Source organism: Candidatus Pelagibacter sp. RS39, from assembly GCF_002101315.1.
Lineage (GTDB): Bacteria > Pseudomonadota > Alphaproteobacteria > Pelagibacterales > Pelagibacteraceae > Pelagibacter.
On record NZ_CP020777.1, the window covers coordinates 62,537 to 84,853 of the forward strand.

The 22,317-nt window shown below is 28.9% G+C and carries 25 protein-coding genes; 13 read left to right on the forward strand and 12 right to left on the reverse strand.

The window, feature by feature from the left end; translation table 11 throughout:
- Window positions 1-53 precede the first annotated feature (53 nt).
- Window positions 54-479 carry an FxsA family protein gene (locus B5L73_RS00390; RefSeq protein WP_085146701.1) on the forward strand — a complete coding sequence of 142 codons (426 nt, stop codon included), beginning with the start codon at window positions 54-56 and terminating at the stop codon, window positions 477-479.
- The gene (locus B5L73_RS00395) at window positions 463-885 is read left to right on the forward strand and encodes a protein-export chaperone SecB (protein WP_085146703.1); all 423 of its coding nucleotides are present in this window, start codon (window positions 463-465) and stop codon (window positions 883-885) included. Before B5L73_RS00390 ends, B5L73_RS00395 begins: the two co-directional genes overlap by 17 nt.
- On the opposite strand, the gene dnaQ is transcribed toward B5L73_RS00395, so the two are convergent.
- Genes dnaQ through B5L73_RS00420 form a run of 5 tightly spaced genes read right to left on the reverse strand, consistent with a single transcriptional unit; the run spans window position 882 to window position 4,299 of the window.
- Window positions 882-1,544, reverse strand: coding sequence for a DNA polymerase III subunit epsilon (gene dnaQ / locus B5L73_RS00400; RefSeq protein WP_085146705.1), 663 nt, complete (start codon window positions 1,542-1,544; stop codon window positions 882-884). The genes B5L73_RS00395 and dnaQ overlap by 4 nt on opposite strands.
- Complete coding sequence (coaE, locus tag B5L73_RS00405; RefSeq protein ID WP_085146707.1) at window positions 1,541-2,110, reverse strand: dephospho-CoA kinase; 570 nt, start codon at window positions 2,108-2,110, stop codon at window positions 1,541-1,543. Before coaE ends, dnaQ begins: the two co-directional genes overlap by 4 nt.
- A complete protein-coding gene (gene aroE / locus B5L73_RS00410) occupies window positions 2,107-2,901 on the reverse strand; it encodes a shikimate dehydrogenase (protein ID WP_085146709.1) in 795 nt (264 codons plus the stop codon). Before aroE ends, coaE begins: the two co-directional genes overlap by 4 nt.
- Window positions 2,898-3,482, reverse strand: coding sequence for a Maf family protein (locus B5L73_RS00415; protein ID WP_085146711.1), 585 nt, complete (start codon window positions 3,480-3,482; stop codon window positions 2,898-2,900). The genes aroE and B5L73_RS00415 overlap by 4 nt, the downstream gene beginning before the upstream one ends.
- On the reverse strand, window positions 3,475-4,299 hold the full coding sequence (locus B5L73_RS00420) for a pyruvate, water dikinase regulatory protein (protein WP_085146713.1): 825 nt from the start codon (window positions 4,297-4,299) through the stop codon (window positions 3,475-3,477). The genes B5L73_RS00415 and B5L73_RS00420 overlap by 8 nt, the downstream gene beginning before the upstream one ends.
- Window positions 4,300-4,581: 282 nt before the next feature.
- Between B5L73_RS00420 and hemE the strand changes: the two genes are divergently transcribed.
- From hemE to rho, 4 genes are all read left to right on the forward strand, one after another.
- Window positions 4,582-5,583 (forward strand): uroporphyrinogen decarboxylase, encoded by a 1,002-nt coding sequence (hemE, locus tag B5L73_RS00425; RefSeq protein ID WP_085146715.1) that lies wholly within the window; start codon window positions 4,582-4,584, stop codon window positions 5,581-5,583.
- Window positions 5,583-6,581 (forward strand): ferrochelatase, encoded by a 999-nt coding sequence (gene hemH / locus B5L73_RS00430; RefSeq protein WP_085146717.1) that lies wholly within the window; start codon window positions 5,583-5,585, stop codon window positions 6,579-6,581. Before hemE ends, hemH begins: the two co-directional genes overlap by 1 nt.
- A gap of 3 nt (window positions 6,582-6,584) precedes the next feature.
- Window positions 6,585-7,019, forward strand: coding sequence for a protoporphyrinogen oxidase HemJ (gene hemJ, locus B5L73_RS00435; protein ID WP_085146718.1), 435 nt, complete (start codon window positions 6,585-6,587; stop codon window positions 7,017-7,019).
- A gap of 64 nt (window positions 7,020-7,083) precedes the next feature.
- Entirely contained in the window at window positions 7,084-8,352 is a 1,269-nt protein-coding gene (rho, locus tag B5L73_RS00440) for a transcription termination factor Rho (RefSeq protein ID WP_085146720.1), read from the forward strand.
- 1 nt (window position 8,353) lies between these two features.
- Here the strand turns inward: rho and B5L73_RS00445 are convergent, their stop codons facing one another.
- Window positions 8,354-9,196 carry a sulfotransferase domain-containing protein gene (locus B5L73_RS00445; RefSeq protein ID WP_085146722.1) on the reverse strand — a complete coding sequence of 281 codons (843 nt, stop codon included), beginning with the start codon at window positions 9,194-9,196 and terminating at the stop codon, window positions 8,354-8,356.
- A 38-nt stretch (window positions 9,197-9,234) separates the two neighbouring features.
- On the opposite strand from B5L73_RS00445, the gene mnmE reads away from it, so the two are divergent.
- The 5 genes from mnmE (at window position 9,235) to B5L73_RS00470 (ending at window position 14,835) form a co-directional block, all read left to right on the forward strand.
- Window positions 9,235-10,566, forward strand: a complete 1,332-nt coding sequence (gene mnmE / locus B5L73_RS00450) for a tRNA uridine-5-carboxymethylaminomethyl(34) synthesis GTPase MnmE (protein ID WP_085146724.1) — start codon at window positions 9,235-9,237, stop codon at window positions 10,564-10,566.
- Window positions 10,567-10,683: 117 nt separating this feature from the next.
- A complete protein-coding gene (mnmG, locus tag B5L73_RS00455; RefSeq protein ID WP_085146726.1) occupies window positions 10,684-12,555 on the forward strand; it encodes a tRNA uridine-5-carboxymethylaminomethyl(34) synthesis enzyme MnmG in 1,872 nt (623 codons plus the stop codon).
- Window positions 12,555-13,202, forward strand: a complete 648-nt coding sequence (locus B5L73_RS00460; protein ID WP_085146729.1) for a 16S rRNA (guanine(527)-N(7))-methyltransferase RsmG — start codon at window positions 12,555-12,557, stop codon at window positions 13,200-13,202. Before mnmG ends, B5L73_RS00460 begins: the two co-directional genes overlap by 1 nt.
- Window positions 13,199-13,993 carry a ParA family protein gene (locus B5L73_RS00465; protein ID WP_085146731.1) on the forward strand — a complete coding sequence of 265 codons (795 nt, stop codon included), beginning with the start codon at window positions 13,199-13,201 and terminating at the stop codon, window positions 13,991-13,993. The genes B5L73_RS00460 and B5L73_RS00465 overlap by 4 nt, the downstream gene beginning before the upstream one ends.
- Window positions 13,993-14,835: a ParB/RepB/Spo0J family partition protein gene (locus B5L73_RS00470; protein ID WP_085146733.1), complete on the forward strand. Its 843-nt coding sequence runs from the start codon at window positions 13,993-13,995 to the stop codon at window positions 14,833-14,835. Before B5L73_RS00465 ends, B5L73_RS00470 begins: the two co-directional genes overlap by 1 nt.
- Here the strand turns inward: B5L73_RS00470 and holA are convergent.
- From holA to B5L73_RS00490, 4 genes are read right to left on the reverse strand one after another with little or no spacing between them, the layout of a single operon-like run.
- Window positions 14,819-15,817, reverse strand: a complete 999-nt coding sequence (holA, locus tag B5L73_RS00475; protein ID WP_085146735.1) for a DNA polymerase III subunit delta — start codon at window positions 15,815-15,817, stop codon at window positions 14,819-14,821. The genes B5L73_RS00470 and holA overlap by 17 nt on opposite strands.
- Window positions 15,807-16,277, reverse strand: a complete 471-nt coding sequence (locus B5L73_RS00480) for a hypothetical protein (RefSeq protein ID WP_085146737.1) — start codon at window positions 16,275-16,277, stop codon at window positions 15,807-15,809. The genes holA and B5L73_RS00480 overlap by 11 nt, the downstream gene beginning before the upstream one ends.
- Window positions 16,277-18,817: a leucine--tRNA ligase gene (gene leuS, locus B5L73_RS00485; RefSeq protein WP_085146739.1), complete on the reverse strand. Its 2,541-nt coding sequence runs from the start codon at window positions 18,815-18,817 to the stop codon at window positions 16,277-16,279. The genes B5L73_RS00480 and leuS overlap by 1 nt, the downstream gene beginning before the upstream one ends.
- Window positions 18,818-18,847: 30 nt before the next feature.
- Window positions 18,848-19,447: a DUF3576 domain-containing protein gene (locus B5L73_RS00490; protein ID WP_085146741.1), complete on the reverse strand. Its 600-nt coding sequence runs from the start codon at window positions 19,445-19,447 to the stop codon at window positions 18,848-18,850.
- A 203-nt stretch (window positions 19,448-19,650) separates the two neighbouring features.
- Between B5L73_RS00490 and B5L73_RS00495 the strand changes: the two genes are divergently transcribed.
- On the forward strand, window positions 19,651-20,577 hold the full coding sequence (locus B5L73_RS00495) for a hypothetical protein (protein ID WP_085146743.1): 927 nt from the start codon (window positions 19,651-19,653) through the stop codon (window positions 20,575-20,577).
- 53 nt (window positions 20,578-20,630) lie between these two features.
- Here B5L73_RS00495 and B5L73_RS00500 read toward each other — a convergent pair whose 3' ends face one another.
- The gene (locus B5L73_RS00500; protein ID WP_085146745.1) at window positions 20,631-21,164 is read right to left on the reverse strand and encodes a thiamine phosphate synthase; all 534 of its coding nucleotides are present in this window, start codon (window positions 21,162-21,164) and stop codon (window positions 20,631-20,633) included.
- Here B5L73_RS00500 and B5L73_RS00505 point away from each other — a divergent pair.
- Entirely contained in the window at window positions 21,156-21,821 is a 666-nt protein-coding gene (locus B5L73_RS00505) for a YggS family pyridoxal phosphate-dependent enzyme (protein ID WP_085146747.1), read from the forward strand. The two genes, B5L73_RS00500 and B5L73_RS00505, sit on opposite strands and share 9 nt — an antisense overlap.
- On the opposite strand, the gene B5L73_RS00510 is transcribed toward B5L73_RS00505, so the two are convergent.
- Window positions 21,814-22,311: a L,D-transpeptidase family protein gene (locus B5L73_RS00510; RefSeq protein ID WP_085146749.1), complete on the reverse strand. Its 498-nt coding sequence runs from the start codon at window positions 22,309-22,311 to the stop codon at window positions 21,814-21,816. The two genes, B5L73_RS00505 and B5L73_RS00510, sit on opposite strands and share 8 nt — an antisense overlap.
- Window positions 22,312-22,317: the final 6 nt, after the last annotated feature.

Below are 22,317 nucleotides of genomic sequence, written 5' to 3' on the forward strand. Positions count from 1 at the left end.
TGAACTTAATTACTATGTTGATTAATTTCAACTAACAATTACATTAAAGACAAATGAACACAGTACTTTTAGCTGTTATTTTAATCCCAATTGTAGAGATTTACCTTTTTATAAAAATCGGGTCTCAAATAGGTGCTTTTACTACTATATTTCTGGTATTTTTTACTGCAGTTGTGGGAGTGTACTATGCCAGATACGAAGGAATTAACACTCTAAGGTCTGGAATGACACAAATAATTAAAAATCAAATTCCCGCCCACGAATTAATTTCTGGTGCAGCGATAGCATTTGCAGCTGTTCTGTTGATCATACCAGGATTTGCAACTGACTTGGTTGGCTTTCTTTTAATCATCCCAATAACACGAAGGTTAATATTAGGAAGATTAAACAAAAAATTTGAAAATAAAGAGACGAAAAAAAGTAATTTTATTGAGGGAGAATTTGAAGATATAGAAGATGACAATGACAGAAAAATTTAAAATTTTAGCAAAATACATAAAAGATATGTCTAGTGAAACACCAGATGTTGAAACTTACATATCCGCAGGAAATAACATGGGTAAATATCAATTAGATATCGATATCAAATCAATAGCCCTTAAAAATAAAATGATCGAGGTAAATATAACATTAAAATTTCAACACAAAGATACACAAGTTAAAAAATCTCATTTTGAGATTGTTTACGCAGCAGCGGTAAAAATTGATGAAACCATTAAAGAAAAAAAAGATCTAGAAAAAATTGTTCTATGTGATGTTCCTAATTCAGTTTATCCAGATTTAGAAAAATCATTTTTAGATATGATGCATAATTCTGGATATCCTAACATCAAATTAGAAAAAAAGATTGATTTTACAAAACTTTATTTAGAAAGATTTAATTAATAAAAGTTTTTTTTAAGAGAAGTCTTAAGATAAATTTGATGATTTTTAAGCTCTTCAGGCGACGGTTTAATAACCTTTTTAGAGTAGATAACTTTTTCAGTATTTAATTTTGAAACCTCTTCCTCTTTATTTTTAAAATCTAAAGTTGGTTCTTTTTGGTCTATCAAATTTATATAAACTTTAGCTAGCAAATCACAGTCGATAAGCGCAGTATGTTGGACCCTTTTGGAATTATCTATCCTATATCTTTTACATAAAGCATCCAAACTAATTTGGGAGCCTGGAAATTTATTTCTAGCTAACAATAGCGTGTCTACTATCTCATTATCAATTTTTTCTTTTCCAAGAATTTTAAGTTCATTATTTAAATGAGATAAATCAAATTCTGCGTTATGAATTATCAATCTTTTATCTTTAATAAATTTAAGAAAATCATCAGCTACTTCTTTAAATTTCATTTTATCAGATAAAAAACTATCTGAGTATCCATGTACTTCAAAAGCTTTTTCAGAAACTTTTCTTTCTGGATTTAAGTAGCAGTGAAACTTATTTTTTGTTGGTATTAAATTATCTAATTCAATACATCCGATTTCTACAATCCTGTGTCCCTCTTTAACTGAAATACCAGTTGTCTCTGTGTCTAAAACAATCTCCCTCATATTAAATTTTCTATAATCTCTTTTACTCTTGTTTTAACAGAATTTTTCTTAAAATTGTTCTTTATTATAAATTGAGACTTCTTTCTTTTTAAATCAAGTGAAAGTTGAATCTTTTGAAAATTATTTAGTATTTTCATGTTGAAATTTTTCCTTTTCTTTAATCTTCTGAAGGTTTCTGATTTCTTAGACTCAACAAAAATCAATATATCGTTTTTTTTATTAATCTTATTTTCCAATAAAAGAGGAATATCTAAGACTACAATTTTCTTATCTTTGTTTCTTTTTAAAAAATTATTCATTTTTTTTCTAACTTCATAATGAACAATCTTAATAATCTTTTTTAAATTCCTCTTGTTAGATAGAATTGCATCAATAATTTCTTTTTTTTTAATCGGAAAAGAATCGAAATAAAGCGGAAGTTCTTTTTTTAATTTTTGAAAAACCTTTTTGTTTTCTTTATAGATTTTTGCAACTTCTAAATCTGCATTAAATACAGGAAAACCAAAACATTTAGCTATATAAGATTTACCAGATCCTATATCGCCTAAAATACCTATTCTTTTCATAAATCTAAAAAATTCTTTAATTCGTCATCAATTTTTGGTTTAACTTTGTGCCATAGTTTAAATGCTTCAAAAGCCTGATAAATAAACATCATTTTACCATTAGAAACCTGACAGCCTAAGCTTTTCCCAGTTTTTAAAAAATTTGTCTCTTTTGGATTATAAATAACATCATAAAATAGCTTTTCTTTATTCATATTTTTAAAATTTAAACCTATTTCATCTTCTTTGCTTAAACCCAAACTGGTAGCATTAATAATCATATCAAATTCTGCTTGGTCCCCCCAGTCAACTAAGCCTATGTTTGGAAAATTTTTCTTTAAGTCTTTAGCCTTTTCCTTTGTTCTATTGCTTACTGATATTTTAGAAACACCCAATTTTTCTAAAGCATAAATTATAGAAGGCACTACACCTCCAGCTCCTAAAATAAATATTGATTTATTATTTAAATCAAATTGAGTATCTTTTAGACTTAATTCAAAACCTTTAATATCGGTATTGTGACCTACTAGTTTTTTATCATGCATATAAATGGTATTAACAGATTGAGTAATCTGAGCTTCTTCACTAAGCGTATCTAAAAAAGGAATGACATCGGTTTTAAAAGGAACAGTAACGTTTATTCCATCTAATTTATTATCCTTAATTTCATTAATAATCTCTTGAATTTCGTTCTTATCTATTTTTCTTCTGTCATAATTTGCATCAATATTATTTTTTTCAAACCAATAGTTGTGTAATTTAGGTGAAAGTGAATGTTCGATAGGATTTCCAATTACAAGATATTTTTTCATTTATAATTATCTAAATATTTTTTAATTTTTTCAATTGGAAGTCCCATTATTGTATTTTCATTTCCATCGATACTTGAGAATAAATCTCTTCCCTCACCCTCTATTTGATAAACATTATAAGCATATAAAGCCTCATCAGAAATTTTGGCTAGGTAATTTTTAAGCTCATCATCTTTCATTTTTTTCATTGTCAAAGTTGCCCTATCTGTATGATTCCATACCATAGATCCATTTTTAGAGATACATACTGAACTAATTAAATAATGTTTTTTGCCATTAAGTTTTCTTAAAATTTCTAAAGCTTCTTCTCTATTGTCCGGTTTTGATATTAGTTCTCCGTTTAAATCGATGACACTATCAGCGCCTAAAACTAAATTATCACTATATTTCCCGCTTATCTTGTTGGCTTTTAATTCAGCTAAATTTTTGGATATTATCTCTGGTGAAGCTTCTTCTTTTAATAAACTCGACTTTACAACATCTTCATCAACATTTGATGGTCTAACTTCATTCAAAATATTGTATTCATCAAGAATTTTCTTTCTAACTTTGCTTTGAGAAGCAAGAATAATTTTAAGCATTTTCTTTAAAAATTTCGTATATTTTAATTACTGAAGCTGCCGTTTCTTCTACAGATTTTCTAGTTACATCAATTGATGGCCATTTATATTTTTTAAAGGTATTTTTTGCCATGTCCACTTCCTTTTTTATCTGTTCTAAATCAGTGTAAAGTTTATTGGTATTTTCCTTAAGAGAGTTCATTCTGTTTTTTCTTATTTCTACTAACCTTTCTGGTTCGGTGTTTAATCCCACAACACATGAAGTTTTTGGATTTTTTTTTAAAATCTCTGGAATAGAATCTTCTGTTATTAAGGGAATGTTGGATGTTTTTAGGCCTTTATTTGCTAAAAAAATAGCTGTAGGAGTTTTGCTTGTTCTACTAACTCCTAATAAGATTACATCAGATTGTTTTATTTCTTTTACAAGATTACCGTCATCATGATTCATTGTAAATTGAATCGCCTCAATTCTTTTATAGTAGTCTTCATCTAGAGCATATTGACCACTTGGTTGGTGTGAGGCTTTTTGGTTTAAAAGTTTAGAAAAACTTAATATTAGATCACCCAACACTCCAAAGCATGGGATTTTTTTCATATCACTATTTTTAGCAAGATATTTTGCTAAGTTGCTATCAACGATCGAATATAAAATTATTGAGTTTTTTTCTTGCTCTGCGTTTTCTAAAATTTTTAAAATCTGGTTTTCTGTTCTAGTAAAGGAATAAGTGTGTACTTTGTAATTTATATTTTTAAATTGTGCTTTAATAGCTATAAATATACGATCTAGAGTTTCACCAGTTGCATCTGATATTAAATAAATTTGGTATAAATTACTCATGTATAAAATGTGTATAAATTTGTATTATATTTATCATATTGGACATTTTTCATAATTTTAAATTTACGTTGTAAAACAATACTTTTATTAACAATATCAAACACGTTAAAATCTTTAATGATCATTTAATGTATTTAGTTAATAAGCTTCAATTTTACGTATATATTTAATAAAATTTAAGTCTTAAATGTTAATAAATTGTTTATAAAATGTTCACTAAATTTAATCACCAATATTCACAAGTTATACTAACATTACTACCAATTATATTTAATTATTAATATGTCTCCAATCGAGGAAGTAATAGTAAATAAAAAAAGTAATATTAATCCGATTTGGATTATGAGACAAGCAGGAAGGTATTTGCCCGAATTTAGAGAAATAAGAAAACAAAATCCAGATTTTATCAAACTTTGTCTTAATGAAAAATTATCTAGTGAGATTACTTTGCAACCCTTGAAAAGATTTAATTTAGATGCAGCAATAATTTTCTCTGATATTTTAATGTTACCATACGGTTTAAATCAAAATGTTGAATTTAAAAAAAATATAGGTCCATTGCTTGGCAATCTTGACTTAGAAAAAATATCTGATGTTAAAGAAGCTGACTTTGTTGAAAAACTTTCACCTATTTATAAATTAATCGAATTAGTTAGTAATTCTCAACACACTAAAAATAAAACTACCATAGGTTTTATAGGAGCACCTTGGACCTTATTGGTTTACATGTTAAATAAAAAATCACCAAAATTAAATTTGAATGATAATTTTTATGAAGATAAGTATTTAATTGATAAAGTTTTAAAAATTTTAGACAAATTTTTAAAAATACATATTAAAAATCAAATTGATAACGGGGCTCAAATAATTCAGATTTTTGATAGTTGGGCTGGCCTATTAAAAGAAAAAGATTTAACTTATTATATATATAATCCTACATTAAGCTTGGTTAACTATGTTAAATCGTTAAACGTGCCTGTTATCTGTTTTCCGAGAGGAATAAAAAATTATAAAGATTATTGTGAAATTGTTAAACCAGATACAATTTGTATTGACTATGAGGTCGATCCAATAAAAATTAATAAAGAAATTAAAATTCCTGTGCAAGGCGGAATGGATCCAAAAGTTTTACTTTCTGACAAAGAAAATTTAAAAAAAGAGGCAATAAAATATTTAGATATATTTAAAGATCACCCATATATATTTAATTTGGGACATGGTATTTTGCCAGAAACAGATCCAAATATGATGGATTATTTAGTGAAAACTGTGAAAGATTATTAATGGAAAATAAAAACGAACACCCACCAGTAAATTTTGGTAAAACTGGAGCTTTAATAATAAATTTGGGAACGCCCGACTCAACAAGTTGGCTAGACATAAGAAAATATCTTAAAGAATTTTTATCAGACAGAAGAGTAATCGAGGTTAACCCGATAATTTGGCAGTTTATTTTAAATGTTTTTATATTAACTTTTCGACCTTCTAAAACAGCAAAAGCCTACAAAGAAATTTGGATGAAAGATAAAAACATTTCACCACTTTTGTATTATACCCAAAAACAAGCGGAGAAGCTCTCAAGCACAATTTCAGAAAAAAACCTCATAATAGATTACGCAATGAGATATGGAAATCCAAGCATAAGAAGTAAAATTGCAACTCTTCATGAAATGGGCTGCGAAAATTTAATAATTCTACCCCTTTATCCTCAATACGCAGCAGCAACTACCGCAACCGTCTGTGATGAAGTATACAGAACTCTTATGAAGATGAGATGGCAACCTTCATTAAAAATAGTGCCACATTATGAATCTAACCCTTTATACATAGAAGCACTTGTAAATTCTTTGAATAAGAAAATTAAAGAAATAAATTGGAAGCCGGATTTGATATTAGCTTCTTATCATGGAATACCACAAAAATATTTTGATAAAGGTGACCCTTATCATTGTTATTGTCATAAAACAACGAGACTGATATCAGAAAAATTTACTTCAGTTGAGATTAAGACAACATTCCAGTCTAGATTTGGCCCCGAGAAGTGGCTTCAACCTTATACAGACAAAACTTTAGAGAGTTTACCTAAAGAGGGTAAAAAAAATGTTTTAGCTATATGTCCAGGATTTTCCTCAGATTGTGTAGAAACTTTAGAGGAAATACAAATTCAAGGAAAAGAGAGTTTTTTAGAATCTGGTGGAGAAAATTTTGATATGGTGCCATGTTTGAATGATAATGATGATCACATAATCTTATTAAAATCTCTAATTCAAAAAAATATCTGATTAATGAACACTTACTTACTTTTTAAATCATTACATTTAATATCTGTTATTTCTTGGATGGCTGGATTGTTATATCTTCCAAGAATTTTTGTTTACCATTCTCAAAACAACACTCAACCAGTTATATCAGACGTATTCAAGGTAATGGAAAGAAAACTATTTTTTTATATCATGACACCAGCGATGGTATTATCTTGGCTATTTGGTTTATTATTAATCCATGAAATAGGATTTGAACAACTTGGACAAACCTGGATGATTTTGAAATTGATATTTGTCGTTATTTTAACAATTTATCATTTTTATCTTGGTCGAATTTTAGGACAGTTTAAATTAGACGTTAATACACATTCACATAAATTTTATCGATTTATAAATGAAATACCGACATTATTGCTTATTTTAATCATATTTGTAGTGATTTTTAAGCCTATCTAGGGTTGAATATTTACAAATAGCATATATATTCAGTTTATTATTAAGTCCTTAATAATTTTTAATCATGAACATACAAGAACTAAAACTCAAATCATCTGAACAACTTATTACACAAGCAGAGGAGCTTGGTATTGAGAATGCAAGTACATTAAGAAAACAAGAAATTCTTTTTGCCATTTTAAAAAAAGTTGCTGAAAAAGAGGAGATTACAGGGGCAGGTGTTTTGCAGTTACTTCAAGATGGATTCGGTTTTTTAAGAGCAATGGAATCAAACTATCTTCCAGGGCCCGATGATATTTATGTCAGTCCAAGCCAAATAAGAAAATTTGGATTAAGAACTGGAGATACAGTAGAAGGGCCAGTTAGAGCACCCAAAGAAGGCGAGAGATATTTTGCTCTTTTACAAGTAAGTAAGATAAATTTCGAAGAACCTGATAAGTCTAGACACAAAATAGCATTTGATAACTTAACTCCTTTATACCCAGATAAACAATTAGTTATGGAAGTTGAGGCAGCAAAACCAGACAAAAAACAAGATTTAACACCAAGATTAATAGATCTTGTTAGCCCAATCGGAAAAGGTCAAAGATCGATAATTATTTCTCCGCCTAAGGCAGGGAAGACTATGATTTTACAAAGCATAGCAAACTCAATTGCTAAAAATTATCCAGAGTGTTATCTGATCGTATTATTGATTGATGAACGTCCAGAAGAAGTGACGGACATGCAAAGAACTGTCAAAGGTGAAGTTATTAGTTCAACTTTTGATGAACCTGCACAGAGACACGTTGCAGTAGCTGAAATGGTAATAGAAAAAGCAAAAAGACTTACTGAGCACAAGAAAGATGTCGTGATACTACTCGACTCTATAACAAGACTAGGTCGAGCCTATAATGCTGTAATACCAAGCTCTGGTAAGGTTTTAACTGGTGGTGTAGATGCTAACGCACTACAAAGACCTAAAAGATTTTTTGGTGCAGCAAGAAATATAGAGGAAGGCGGATCTTTAACTATCATATCTACGGCTTTGATAGATACTGGAAGTAGAATGGATGAAGTTATTTTTGAGGAATTTAAGGGAACTGGAAATAGCGAAACCGTGTTAGATAGAAAAATTGCAGATAAAAGGATTTACCCTGCTATTGATATAACAAAATCAGGAACTAGAAGAGAAGAATTGTTATTTGATAAAAATGATCTTCAAAAAATGAATGTATTAAGAAGAATAATTGCTCCGATGGGGACAATGGATGCAATAGAGTTCATTAGTTCTAAATTAAAAGATACTAAAAATAATTCTGATTTCTTCAATTCAATGAACAAACCTAGCTAATTTAAAGATAGCCAAGTTCTTTTAATTCACTATTAAGCTCAGTTTCTAACTCTTTTTGAATGTTTTTTGGCAGTGTATTTTGCCAAACATTGCTGGGTCCTTTGTTAAAGAATTTTACTTTTTCACTCTTTCCTTTAACGAAAACGTTCTCTGTAAAATCACCATTATCTTCAATTTTTTTTAATGCTTCAAAAGAGGTTGATTTTATAATATTTTCTTTTTTGGTATCAGACACCTCAAAAGTGATGAAATTTTTAAGAAATGCAATAATTTTATCAATCTCTTGATGTATATTTTTTACTAAGTCCTCGTATTTAATTATTAACAAATTTTCATTATCGTTCGTCCAAAACCTATAATGTTCCTTCCAAGAGCCAATATATGTAATTACGTTTCCGCCTCTTAACTCAATTTCTTTATCAGGAGAAAGAATTTTCGATGTGAGAAGAAATTTTTTGGATTCTTCAATAGATTTACTGAAGTGATTTGATATGGAGTCAATAAGATTTCTAGGATCTCTAACAATGTAAATTGTAGCTCGTGTACATCCTTTATTAGTAAAAGGATAATTGTCAACTTTACAGTTTAAATGATGTGTTTTGAAAAATTTAATTTTAGCGTCTAGATTTATTCTCTCTTGAGATGTAATCCAATGCTTTTTGATTTCGTGAATATTATTATAATCTTGTGTGAAATACTCTAAAAACCGTCTTTGTGGATATTGTTCAATTTTTTTTATACTAGGAAAATCAAATATTCCATCTTTTGTATAGACTAAAGAAGAAATTATAGACCTGACCCATGTATTTCCACTCTTCGGATATGATGCTACCCAAATAATCATAAAAGTTTATAATTATATAAAATAAAAAACCAAATTATATGACAATTTATGCATTATCTAGTGGACCAGGCATTTCTGGCGTAGCTGTTGTGAGAATTTCAGGTCCAGATTCCTCAAACGTGTTAAAATCTCTAACTAAGCATGAATTGCCATCTCCGAGAGTGGCTACCCTTCGAAAAATAAACAATATCAACACTTCTGAGCTTATTGATGAGGGGCTAATTTTATGGTTTCCCGGCCCTCAGAGCTACACAGGTGAAGATATGGTCGAAATACATATTCATGGCGGCAAAGCTGTCGTGGAAGCGCTTTTAAATACTCTCTCAAATGTAAAAAGTTGTCGGCTAGCGGACCCTGGTGAGTTTACAAAGCTAGCTTTTCTAAATGGAAAAATAAGTTTGCTAAAAGCAGAGAGTATAGCTGATTTGATCTCGGCAGAAACCGAAATTCAAAGATTGCAAGCAGTAAAAATAATGAAAGGAAAATCTTCAGAAAAATTTAATGAGTTGAGAGAAAAATTATTGAAAATTTTGTCATTTGTTGAGGCTAAAATAGATTTTCCCGATGAGGATTTGCCAGAAGAAAATTTAAAAAAGATAAAAGAGGATTCATGGAACGTCTTACATGAGATTAAGAAAATTTTAAACGATCAAAAAGTTGGTGAGATAATTCGTGAAGGTTTTAAAATTGCAATTGTAGGTCCAACTAATGCAGGTAAGTCTAGTCTATTAAATAATTTGTCAAACAGGGAAGTTGCAATAGTCTCTGAAATTGCTGGCACCACAAGAGACGTTGTTGAAACACATTTAAATATAGATGGTTATCCAGTTATAATTTCAGATACAGCGGGCATAAGAGACTCCAAGGACGAAATCGAAAAAAAAGGAATAAAATTATCATTAAAAAAAGCTGAAAATGCTGATCTAAAACTAGTAGTGGTGGATGCCAAAAACATTGATTTAAGCGGTTTTTTGAATGATTTATTAAAAAAAGACGCGATTTTAGTCATTAACAAATCAGATCTGTTAAAAGAAAAATTAGATTCTGAAATTTCTAAATTTAGTCATGTTTTAATTTCACTAAAAGACAATCTAAATATAGATAAATTAATTTCTAAAATAAAAAAACACTTTGAAAATAAATTTATATCAGAGGAAGATATTTTAATTACCAGAGAAAGGCATAGACAACATTTGATACAGTGTGTTGAACACTTGAAAAATTTTTCAGACAAAAATGAAAAAAAAGATTTTGATAAAGCTGCAGAAGATCTAAGGTTAGCTACAAGACAATTAGGTATGATTGTCGGTAAAGTCGATGTAGAAGAGATATTAGGCAGTATTTTCAACGATTTTTGCATTGGAAAATAACAACAGTTTTACAGGGTTTTTTTGAAGTTTTTTATTGATTTTCGTTGATAAACAACACTTTTTTAAGAAAAAAAACACAAATCTTGTAAATATTCTAATCGAATATAAATTTAGTCCATGAAAAAAGATTTCCAATTCGATGTAGTTGTTATCGGCGGTGGCCATGCTGGTTGTGAAGCTGCAACGGCCTCAGCAAGACTTGGTGTAAATACCGCTTTGTTTACACATAACAAAAATACAATCGGAGAAATGTCATGCAATCCAGCTATAGGTGGTTTAGGTAAAGGTCACCTAGTTAGAGAAATTGATGCTTTAGATGGTGTTATGGGAGAGGTAGCAGACAAGTCTGGAATACAATTTAGATTATTAAATAGAAGTAGAGGACCTGCAGTTCGAGGACCCCGAACTCAATCTGACAGATCATTATATCGTAAATATATGCAAGAAAAACTTGTAAACTACTGTAATTTAAGCATTTTTTCAGATCCTGTAATAAAGTTTATTTTTAAAAATAACCAAATAAGTGGGTTTATAACACTTAAAGGTAATAAAGTGAGTTGTAACAAGTTAATCTTAACAACAGGCACTTTTTTGAATGGTTTGATACATATAGGTGATGAAAGAACACCTGCAGGACGATTTAATGAAAAACCGAGCACAGGTCTAAGCGAACAATTAGAAAAGTATAATTTCAAAATTGGAAGATTAAAAACAGGCACACCTCCTAGATTAGATTCTAGAACAATTAATTTTGAAAATTTGGAAAAACAGTTTGCCGATGAAGATCCATATTTTTTTTCTTTTCTGACCAAAAAAAATTTAAACAAACAAGTTTCTTGTTCTATGACTTATACAAACGAAAAGGTTCATAAAATAATAGAAAAGAATTTATCTAAAAGTGCAATGTATTCCGGAAGCATACAAGGAGTTGGTCCTAGATATTGTCCCTCTATTGAAGACAAAATAGTAAAATTCGCTGATAAGACAAGACATCAAATATTTCTTGAGCCTGAGGGTCTAAATGATCATACAATCTACCCTAATGGCATATCTACATCTCTACCTGAGGTTGTACAATATGAAATACTCAACAATATCAGTGGTTTAGAGAATGTAAAAGTAATTAGACCAGGATATGCTATAGAATATGATTATATTGATCCAAGAGAGCTTTTTTTAACATTGGAGACAAAAAAAATAAAAAATCTTTATCTCGCTGGTCAAATAAATGGAACTACAGGTTATGAGGAAGCAGCTGCTCAAGGTCTTATAGCAGGAATTAATGCTGCTCTATCTTTAAAGAATATGGAACCTTTTATTTTAGATAGATCAGACGCATACATTGGCGTTATGATAGATGACTTGGTTACCAAAGGTGTTGCAGAGCCTTATAGAATGTTTACATCTCGAGCAGAGTATAGACTAAGTCTTAGATCAGATAATGCAGACTTAAGGCTTACTCATAAAGGAATTAAAATCGGTTTAATAGCAGAAAATAGAAAACAACTATTTGAGGACAAATTTAATAAATTAAGTAAAATATCTCTTCAAATGTCTAATTTAAATATTTCACCCTCTAAGGCAGATAAATTTGGAATAAAAATAGCTAAAGACGGTGTTTTTAGATCAGCAGAGGAAATTCTTACCCAAAAAAGTGTTGATATGATAAAAATAAGGGATATTTGGCCTGAAATCGCTGATTATGGGAATGAAATTGATGAGCAGATTGAGATTAACTCTCATTACAGAGGATATTTAAAGAAACAAAAAGCCGATATTTTAGCTTTTAAACGAGATGAGAATTTAGCAATACCAGATAATATTAATTATGATCAATTTTCAGGCCTTTCTAACGAGGTAAAAGCTAAATTCAAGGAAATAAGGCCTAAAACCATGGGACAGGCCTTAAGAATCGATGGAATAACTCCTGCAGCTGTATATATTTTGTTGTCACACGTCAAAAGAAAGTCTATTAAGCATATAGCTTAATGGACAACATAATTTTAAATTCTTATTCCAAGATCTCCAATTTGAATGTTTCACGTGAAACTTGTAATGAGCTCGAGAACTTAATCTCGATGATACAGGAAAAAAATCAAGAAATTAACATTATAAGCAAAAAAACCGATGAAAAAGAGGCTATAAGAGAGCGACATATAATCGATTCAGCACAAATTATTGATTTTGTTGATTTAAATAGCAATACAACCTCAGATTTAGGATCAGGAGGAGGAATGCCTGGATTAATTGTAGCTATAGTGATGAAAAAAATAAAAAATAACATGAAAGTAAACCTCTATGAAAAAAGTTACCACAAATGTGTTTTCCTAAGAGAAGTTTCAAAAAAATTAAATTTAAATACAAAAATAATTCAGAAAGATATTTTTTCACTTAAAAATATTGAAACAGGAACAATTATGTCCAGGGCATTTAAGCCAATGCCTGTCATTTTAAACTTGGTTAATGAAAATTTTAAAAAATATAAAAATATTATTTTTTTTATGGGAAGTAGTGGGAGAAAAATTCTTAATGAAACTCTTCAAGAGTGGGATTTAGAATACGAAGAAAAAAAAAGTTTAACGAGCAACGACTCGTTTATATTGAACATCAAAAAAATTAAAAAAAAAATTTCATGAAAATAATTTCAATTATAAATCAAAAGGGTGGGGTTGGAAAAACAACAACTGTAATTAATTTAGCGTCCGCTTTATCTCAACTTGGTAAAAAAATTTTAGTAATTGATTTAGACCCTCAAGGGAATGCTACTACAGGATTAGGATTATCAAACACCTCTCAATCTGATCAAACAATTTATGGAATTCTCAATGGGACAATGACGATTTCGAACGTTATTAAAAAAACAAACTTTCAAAATCTTGATTTAATATCATCGAATGTAGATCTGTCCGGATTGGAGGTTGAGACTGCTGGTGATAGTGATAGAGCCTTTATACTTAAGGCTAAATTAACCGCGTATTTAAATGATTCTAGAGGATTATATGATTATATCCTCATAGATTGTCCTCCTTCTTTGAGTCTTCTAACAGTAATGGCTTTAGTATCATCTAACTCACTGCTTGTGCCATTACAAACAGAATTTTTTGCTTTAGAAGGACTTACACAGCTTATGAAGACTATTGAGAGAATTAAAGTTAACTTGAATCCCCAATTGGAGATCCAAGGCATACTTTTAACAATGTATGATCGAAGAAATAAACTTTCATCACAGGTTGAACAAGAAGCGAGAGATTATTTTAAAGACAAAGTTTACCAAACTGTAATACCTCGAAATGTAAGATTATCTGAAGCACCATCGCACGGAATCCCAGTATTAATATATGACAAGAATTGCCCAGGAAGTAAGTCATATTATAATTTTACAGACGAGTTCATGGCACAAGAAAATAAAGTTGGGAGTGCAGCATAATGAATAAAATAAAAAAAGGACTTGGTAGAGGATTATCTTCCTTAATCGGTGAAACTAAGGTTGAGAATAAAACAAATAATCTAAGTTTAGCCGAGATAGTTCCGAATAAATATCAACCAAGAAAAAATTTTGATGAAGAAAACTTAAATGATTTAGTTAATTCAATAAAAGAACGGGGTGTTATTCAGCCAATTATAGTTAGAAAATCTAATACGAACAATTCCAAATATGAGATTATAGCTGGAGAAAGAAGATGGTTAGCAGCTCAGAAAGCAGGACTACATGATATTCCGGTCGTTGTTACAGATGCAGACGATCTTAAATCTTTAGAATTTGCAATTGTAGAAAACGTACAAAGACATGATTTAAATCCTTTAGAAGAGGCTCAGGGTTATAAAAGATTAATAGATGAATTTGCGTATGATCAGGATAAGGTATCCAAATTTATCGGCAAAAGTAGAAGTTATATTTCTAACTCATTAAGGTTACTTAATTTACCAAAAGAGGTTCTTGATTTCGTAGAGCAAAAGAAAATTACCGCTGGTCATGCAAAGATATTAGTAGGGCTGGATAACGCTATTTTTCTAGCAAATAAATTTATTGAAAAAAAATTATCTGTAAGACAAGCAGAAAATTTAGTTAAAATATTTAGAAAAACTAAAAGAAATACCTCCAGCAAAGTTGATTCAAATATCCGAGATTTAGAAAACTCTATATCCGAAAAAATTGGGCTAAGTGTTTCCATTAAAAATAATAAAAACAATAAAGGCACAATATCATTTTATTACAAAGAGCTTGATCAATTAAACAAGATTATTGATATAATTAAATCTGGATATTAGTATTTTCAACTTTATCTAAAATCATATTATTTATGATTTGATTAGAAATCTGAGGATTTTTTTTAATTAAACTCTCTGTATTGTTTAGATCTACAATAAAATTCTCAATATCTTTCAATTCCCATATTTTGATTTGTTGTTTGATTATATTTTTATCTTTCCAGAATATTGGAGGTTTAAATGAGTTAATTACTTGATCAACATTATTATTTTCTTTTAAATTAAGTCTTAACTTTCTTAGTCTTTTTAACTTATTTAAAAAAGTTCTTACAATTAAAATATTATCCTCACTAGATGGGATATTTTCATTAAGAATATTGAGAGTTCTTTTTTTATTTTTGCTTAGACAATTATCTACTAGCTCTCCAGCACTGTAATTTTCACTGAGGTTTGTTAATTTTAAAATATCTTCTAATTCTAATTTTTTATTGTTTTGACTTAAATTAATAATTTTTTGTAATTCATTTTTAAGATTAATTCTATCTCCTTGTGATCTTTCAATGATTAAATTTATGTTCTCAGAAGATAAATTAATCTTATTTTCAAACAAAATTTTTTTTGCGATAGATAAAAGAGTTTGTGGAGTATCTTCGTAAAAAGGAACAATTAGTGCCATCTTTTCTTTTTCAAAATAATTCCTAAGTTTGGATTTTTTATCCAATCTTTTGGCGATCAAAATAATAACAACATCATTTATGTTTGATGTAATTACTTCTTCTATTAAATTTAATATTTTGTCAGAGACATCAGATATCAAAATTAACTTTTCATTTTCAAAAAAGGACTTGGAATAAATATTTTCAAAAAATACTTGTTTATTGTCAATTATATCTTTTTCAGTATATTTATAGGTGTTTTTTTTTGTAAATTGACTAAAATTAGCTTGAATTACATCCTGTTTTTGACCTTCATTCTCGCCATAAAATAAAAAATAATTAGTTTTACTCTTTAATTTTTCTATCTCGTAAAATTTAGATATCATTTGCGATGATACCTAAAAAGATATTTATATCTTGTAAAATTTGAGAAATCATATTTTTTTCAAGATTAACTTTTAATTGATCAAGTTCAAATTTGTTACTCTTGGAATTAAAAGTTGTCTCTTTTGTGAATTTTTTTTGATAATTTTTGTTGTTAATTTTGTTAGTGAAATACGTGTTAACAGTTAAAACTAATTTATAACTAGTGGCATTACCTTTTTTATCTTTACTAACAATACTCTCTTGTTTTGAAGTATTAAGATCAAGATCAAAAATATTTTTTGCATCATTTGCTTCCAAATTTTCTAAATTTCTAATTATTTTTCTGCCAATATTTTTGTTACCTGAAAAGTTTATGTTGTCTATTTTAAAGTTTGAATCTTTCTTAATTTGATAAACTGGAGTGTAGCCGCAGCTCAGTAAAAATAAAAAAATAAAAAAATATTTAAAATTTTTTGTCATTAGTTGATAATAAAGTTAATTAATTTATTTTCTATATATATTGTTTTTATAATTTGTTTATTATCAAGGTATTTTTTAATTTGTTCGTCCTTTTTGATATTTTCAATCAATGTTTTTTTATCAACTGATTTACTGATCGAGAAAACTTTTCTTTTTTTACCGTTTATTTGAGTAACGATATTGAATATTTCCTGCTCGAGATATTTCTGATCTACTTCAGGCCACTCTATAGCTTCAGTTGATATTTTTAGTTTCTCAAGACATTCATTTGAAAAATGTGGAATTATCGGATTAATAACCTTTAAAATATTTATATAATTTTTGTGAAAATTGCTTCCCCAGTCTTCTTTATTTGTGTGTTGATTTAAAAAAGAGTGAATTTTGTGAATTGAGGCAATAGTGACATTAAAACCAAATCTGTTTAAGTCGTCACTTAATTTTTTAATTATTTGGTTTGTAAATTTTTCCAGTTCATTATCAAAGTTTGAAAATTTCTTTTTATTGTTGATAACTTTTTCGTTTAATGACCATAATTTTTGAAGAAATTTGAAAGATGCACTTATACCTGTATCAGACCATTGTATGTCTTTTTCTGGAGGGCTGTCAGACAAAATGAATAATCTAACAGCATCAGCTCCATACATCTTAATAATTTTTTCAGGATCAATAGTATTTTTTTTTGATTTTGACATCGACTCTGATGGACCAACAGTGACTTTTTCAGTTGGGTTATTATTTAGGAAATAGTTTTTGCCATCTTTGCTGAAAACATCATCGGGATAAATCCAATTATTATCTTTATCTTTATAAGTTTCGTGACAAACCATACCTTGAGTAAATAAACCTTCAAACGGTTCTTCTAATGTCGTATCTTTATTATCTAAACTTATAGCTCTCATAAAAAAACGTGAATAAAGAAGATGTAATATTGCGTGTTCAACACCACCAATATATTGATCAACAGGCATCCAGTAATCTAATTCGTTTTTATTAAATGGCTCTTTAATATTTTGTGCAGAGCAAAATCTTAAATAATACCAAGAGGAGTCTACAAAAGTATCCAATGTATCTGTTTCACGTTTACATTTTTTTCCATTTATCTCAACTTCTTTCCACTTTTCTTGGCTATCAAGCGGATTGCCGTTAGTATTAAGATTTATATCTTCTGGAAGTTTAACTGGTAAGTGATCTTCTGGAACTTTTACTACATTATTATTTTCATCGTATGCTATCGGAATAGGACATCCCCAATACCTTTGTCTTGATATTCCCCAATCTTTTAATCTAAAATTAGTTTTTCTTTTACCTAATTTTTTATCTTCAAGAATTTTTATTGCTTCATTTATAGATTCATCTGGAACATTTAAATTATTTAAAAATTTAGAGTTTATAATTACACCAGTACCAGAATAAGCTTCATTGCCAACTTTATAAGTGTCATCTTTATCAATAGGTCTAACGACTGTTTTTATTTCAAGATCATATTTTTTTGCAAAATCAAAGTCTCGCTGGTCGTGGGCTGGACAGCCAAACACTGCACCAAAACCATAGTCCATTAAAACAAAATTAGCGAAAAAAACAGGAACTTTTGAACCTTTTTCAAATGGGTTAATAGCAGTAAGTTCGGTTTTAAATCCTATTTTTGTTGCTTGTGCAATAGACTCTTCTGTTGTTCCTGTTTTTGAACATTCTTTTTTAAACTTCTGAAAATCATCATTATCTTCATAATATTTGGAAAGGGGATGATCAACTGATAATGCTAAAAAGGAAAATCCAAAAAGAGTATCTGGTCTTGTTGTGTAGCATTTTATTGACTTTATGTTTTCTGAACCTTCAATTTTAAAGTCAATTTCACACCCATATGATTTACCAATCCAATTTTTTTGCATTGTTTTAACTTTATCTGGCCAATTCTTTAAAGTTTCCAAACTATTTAATAGTTCCTCAGAAAAATGAGAAATTTTAAAAAACCATTGATTTAATTTTTTTCTTTCAACTATCGCACCGGATCTCCAACCTTTTCCATCTATAACTTGCTCATTAGCAAGCACAGTTTTGTCAATTGGATCCCAATTGACATAGCTTTCCTTTCTATAAACTAAACCTTTATCATAAAGATCTAAAAATATTTTTTGTTGATGTTTGAAGTATTCTGGTGAACATGTTGAAATTTCTCTATCCCAGTCAATTGATAGACCCAACATTTTCAATTGAGACTTCATAACTTTAATGTTTGTTTCTGTCCAAGTTTTAGGGTTTAGATTGTTCTGTTTTGCTGCATTTTCAGCCGGCATTCCAAATGAGTCCCATCCCATTGGGTGTAGAACATTGAAACCTTTTAAAGTTTTGTATCTAGAGAGTACATCTCCGATAGTATAATTCCTGACATGACCCATGTGGATTTTTCCCGATGGATAAGGAAACATTTCCAAACAATAAAATTTTTTTTTATTTTTATCTATTTCTGATTTAAAAGATTTATTTTTATCCCAAAATCTTTGCCATTTGTCTTCGACTAGCTTGAAATTATATCTTTCCACTATTATTGAATAATTTAAATTTACTATAATTTAATTTTTTTTCCTACTATCACCTTGTTTAGGTTCTCCGATTATATAGGGGTTCTCTTTTTTATTTTTATCAATGATTTCTTTTTGATATTTTGTAGCTTTTTTAAGTATGCTCAAGTTAAGATCTGCAACTAAATCATTATTATTTTTACTAATTGAGCAATTAGTTAAATTGTCGGAACATTTTTTTAGATAAACATTTATGTCTAAAGCATCTGATCTTATTTCATTTGTTAAAAATCTAACAGAAATTTTAACAGACTCATTAGGAGAATTATTTTCACTGTACCAATCAGTGATTACTATACCACCACTATAATTAGCAGAAGCCAAAGGCATAAAATCTAAAGTATCAAGTGTTGCACGCCACAAAGGATTTGCACTAGCAAACTCATAGTTTGTTCCCTTTTGAGAGCCACCCATTATTCTAAAACCACGTCCCTCATTCATATTTTTTTCCACTCTTTTTCTTGGATCTGGAGGAAAGTCTTTAGCACTTACTTTTTTTGGCTTTATAGCCTCGCAACCAGTTTGTGTTATGAGGATCAATATTGAAAATAAAATTAAAATATTCCTCTTGAAAACAATCATTTTGAGCATAAACCTTATTAACATAAAATCTGATGTTTAAAATTAGATTATGATTATATTACTCTTAAAGCCCTAAAATACATGCAAAAAGTGATGCAAAAATACAACACTGATAAAAATTTATTGTTAAAATTACACAAATATATAATTAAATGGCTGTTTTTTGCTAAATATACCCTGTTTATAATTAATTATAAAAAAGGAGTATATTTATGAACAACTTAAAAAAAGTAGGATTAACTGCTTTAGCTACTACTCTTGTTTCAACAGCTTCTGTTGCTGGCGAAATGAGCGTAAGTGGTTCTGCATCTTTATCTTACACAGGTCTTAGCACCAACTCAGACGTTAACCCATGGGCTATGGGAGATAGCGTTAAGTTTAATGGTGGTGGAGACTTAGACAATGGTATGACTGTATCAGTTTACTATGAGTTAGATGGTGGTAACTATGATGACTACAATCTAAAACTAGGTATGGGTGATATGGGTACATTATCATTCTCAGGTGCATCAAGCTCAGGAAGTGGTGTTGATAAACTTAAAGACATCGTTCCAACTGCTTACACACCAGTATACGAAGCAACAGACGCTACTGACAGTGGTTTGATTGATGCTTCAGGTAACAACCAATCTGGTCAGTGGGGTTATGACATAACTGTAGGTAATGCAGCATTGTCAGCATCTTACAACCCAGAACCAGCAGCTGGTAAAACAGCAGAAACTGGTCTTGCAATCGTTTACAGCGGCTTAATGGATGGTTTAGAATTAAGCGCTGGTTACTTTGATGACGGTGATGAAGCAGAAAACGACACTCTAGGTATTAAATACACTATGGGTTCAATGACTGCTGCTTACCAAATGACAAAAGTAGACTACGAAGCAACTGGATCAACTGACCAAGATGCAACACATGTTGGTATATCAATAGCTGTTAATGATCAGTTATCTGTATCAGCTGGTCAACAAAGCATCGAGTTTGACGGTACTGCAGAAGATGAGAAAAACTCAGGAGTTATGGCATCATACACAATGGGATCTATCTCAATGGCTGGTGGTTTCAACAAACTTGAGAATAAAGGTGGATCAACTTCAGCAGCTGATGTTGAAGCTTCTATCTTTAATATCTCGTTTGCATTCTAATCATCTGATTAGTTAATTTATATTAAGGCCCCTAGAAATAGGGGCCTTTTTTTTTATTCAAAATAAGAAATCCCTGCAAAACCAAAAGGTTTAATCATATTAAGCTTTTTTAAATTTTTATTGTTAATACCACCCAAAGAAATATCATTCATTTTTGTAGTCGCTCTTAGTTTTAAATATCTAAAAATATTTAATTGTTGATTTGTTTTTTTTTTAAATAAAGGAGATAAAAAAATTTCCTCAGTTTTTTGTAATTCTTTTATTTTTATTTCTTTAAGATTATGTGCTGATCCTAAAATCCTAAATTTTTTTTTTGAAGTGGTAGTTTTTAGGTTTAAATTTTTGTTAGAAGACGAGATATAAACTCCATCTGCATCCAATTTTCTAGCCAATTTGATATCATTACTGATATAAAAACATCTTTGATTTTTTTTACAGAAATCACGTAATTCAATTAAAGTCTTTATTGAGGTTTCTTTATCTTTATTTCTCCATATAAAAGATATATTTTTATTTAAATTTATTAAGTGAGTGTAATCAAACTCATTTATAAAGTAGTATTTTTTTAAGTTATTTATATGCATCATACTGAAAGCAATTTAATTGAAATAAATAATAAAATTAAGAATAAAATTAATTCATTATCCTTAGATCAATATAATCCAAAAGTGATTGCTGTATCAAAAACTTTTAAAGAGCAAGATATTTTGCCTTTATTAGATTATGGCCATCTTGATTTTGGTGAAAATAAAGTTCAAGAGGCTTTATTAAAGTGGCCCAAACTTAAAGAAAAATATAAGAACGTAAAATTACACATGTTAGGAAAGTTGCAAACAAACAAAGCTAAGTTTGCAGTTGATATCTTCGATTACATTCACTCTTTGGATAATCTCAAGCTTGCAAATAAATTAGCAAATGAAATTCATAAAAAAAATAAAAAAATTAAAATGTTTATTCAGATTAATTTAGGTGGTGAAAAACAAAAATCTGGAATAGAGCCTAATGATTTAGAAGTGTTTTACAAAAGTTGTTTATCATTGAAACTAGATATTGTAGGAACCATGTGTATTCCACCAGACAATCAAGATCCAAAGTTATTCTTTAAAGAATTATTTAATTTAAATAGTAAAATTAAACTTCCTGAAATTAGTATGGGTATGACCAATGATTATTTGGGTGCTTTAGAGTATGGATCAACATATTTAAGAATTGGTACAGGTATATTTGGAAGAAGAACTAATTAATTTTAATTCTTATCTTTTTATTTATCAACTTGGCTAGAATTAAAAAATCTTTTTTACACAATGCAATACATCCCTTTGTTGGTAAGTAATTTTTTGTTAAATGTAAAAAAATAGCACTTCCTTTTAGTTTTATTGGATTTTTATAATTATATTTTATTAAAATAAAAAAATCATACTTATGATCTTTACGGTATAATTTCTCGTGACTTATTTTAAGATTTTTTTTTATCTTTATTAATTTATTATAAAATTTGCTGTTAGGGTCATCGCACCATCCCATATTTTTTTTAATAGATATTGATTTTAGTTTTGAAAAAGGTTTTTGTACTCTATCTGACCTGTAATAAATATTTCCTAAATTGAATATCCCTTTTGGAGTTGTTAAATCACCCTCAACCTTTTTATTAGAAAATCCCTTTTTTCCAATACAACACTTAAATTTAAAATCATCAATTAAAAGTGTGTCTTTATTTTTGACAATAATTATCATATTTTA

Coding starts and splice junctions, on each gene's coding strand:
- B5L73_RS00390 (WP_085146701.1), top strand. CDS start 54: ATGAACACAGTACTTTTAGCTGTTATTTTAATCCCAATTGTAGAGATT.
- B5L73_RS00395 (WP_085146703.1), top strand. CDS start 463: ATGACAGAAAAATTTAAAATTTTAGCAAAATACATAAAAGATATGTCT.
- dnaQ (WP_085146705.1), bottom strand. CDS start 1,544: ATGAGGGAGATTGTTTTAGACACAGAGACAACTGGTATTTCAGTTAAA.
- coaE (WP_085146707.1), bottom strand. CDS start 2,110: ATGAAAAGAATAGGTATTTTAGGCGATATAGGATCTGGTAAATCTTAT.
- aroE (WP_085146709.1), bottom strand. CDS start 2,901: ATGAAAAAATATCTTGTAATTGGAAATCCTATCGAACATTCACTTTCA.
- B5L73_RS00415 (WP_085146711.1), bottom strand. CDS start 3,482: ATGCTTAAAATTATTCTTGCTTCTCAAAGCAAAGTTAGAAAGAAAATT.
- B5L73_RS00420 (WP_085146713.1), bottom strand. CDS start 4,299: ATGAGTAATTTATACCAAATTTATTTAATATCAGATGCAACTGGTGAA.
- hemE (WP_085146715.1), top strand. CDS start 4,582: ATGTCTCCAATCGAGGAAGTAATAGTAAATAAAAAAAGTAATATTAAT.
- hemH (WP_085146717.1), top strand. CDS start 5,583: ATGGAAAATAAAAACGAACACCCACCAGTAAATTTTGGTAAAACTGGA.
- hemJ (WP_085146718.1), top strand. CDS start 6,585: ATGAACACTTACTTACTTTTTAAATCATTACATTTAATATCTGTTATT.
- rho (WP_085146720.1), top strand. CDS start 7,084: ATGAACATACAAGAACTAAAACTCAAATCATCTGAACAACTTATTACA.
- B5L73_RS00445 (WP_085146722.1), bottom strand. CDS start 9,196: ATGATTATTTGGGTAGCATCATATCCGAAGAGTGGAAATACATGGGTC.
- mnmE (WP_085146724.1), top strand. CDS start 9,235: ATGACAATTTATGCATTATCTAGTGGACCAGGCATTTCTGGCGTAGCT.
- mnmG (WP_085146726.1), top strand. CDS start 10,684: ATGAAAAAAGATTTCCAATTCGATGTAGTTGTTATCGGCGGTGGCCAT.
- B5L73_RS00460 (WP_085146729.1), top strand. CDS start 12,555: ATGGACAACATAATTTTAAATTCTTATTCCAAGATCTCCAATTTGAAT.
- B5L73_RS00465 (WP_085146731.1), top strand. CDS start 13,199: ATGAAAATAATTTCAATTATAAATCAAAAGGGTGGGGTTGGAAAAACA.
- B5L73_RS00470 (WP_085146733.1), top strand. CDS start 13,993: ATGAATAAAATAAAAAAAGGACTTGGTAGAGGATTATCTTCCTTAATC.
- holA (WP_085146735.1), bottom strand. CDS start 15,817: ATGATATCTAAATTTTACGAGATAGAAAAATTAAAGAGTAAAACTAAT.
- B5L73_RS00480 (WP_085146737.1), bottom strand. CDS start 16,277: ATGACAAAAAATTTTAAATATTTTTTTATTTTTTTATTTTTACTGAGC.
- B5L73_RS00490 (WP_085146741.1), bottom strand. CDS start 19,447: ATGCTCAAAATGATTGTTTTCAAGAGGAATATTTTAATTTTATTTTCA.
- B5L73_RS00495 (WP_085146743.1), top strand. CDS start 19,651: ATGAACAACTTAAAAAAAGTAGGATTAACTGCTTTAGCTACTACTCTT.
- B5L73_RS00505 (WP_085146747.1), top strand. CDS start 21,156: ATGCATCATACTGAAAGCAATTTAATTGAAATAAATAATAAAATTAAG.
- B5L73_RS00500 (WP_085146745.1), bottom strand. CDS start 21,164: ATGATGCATATAAATAACTTAAAAAAATACTACTTTATAAATGAGTTT.
- B5L73_RS00510 (WP_085146749.1), bottom strand. CDS start 22,311: ATGATAATTATTGTCAAAAATAAAGACACACTTTTAATTGATGATTTT.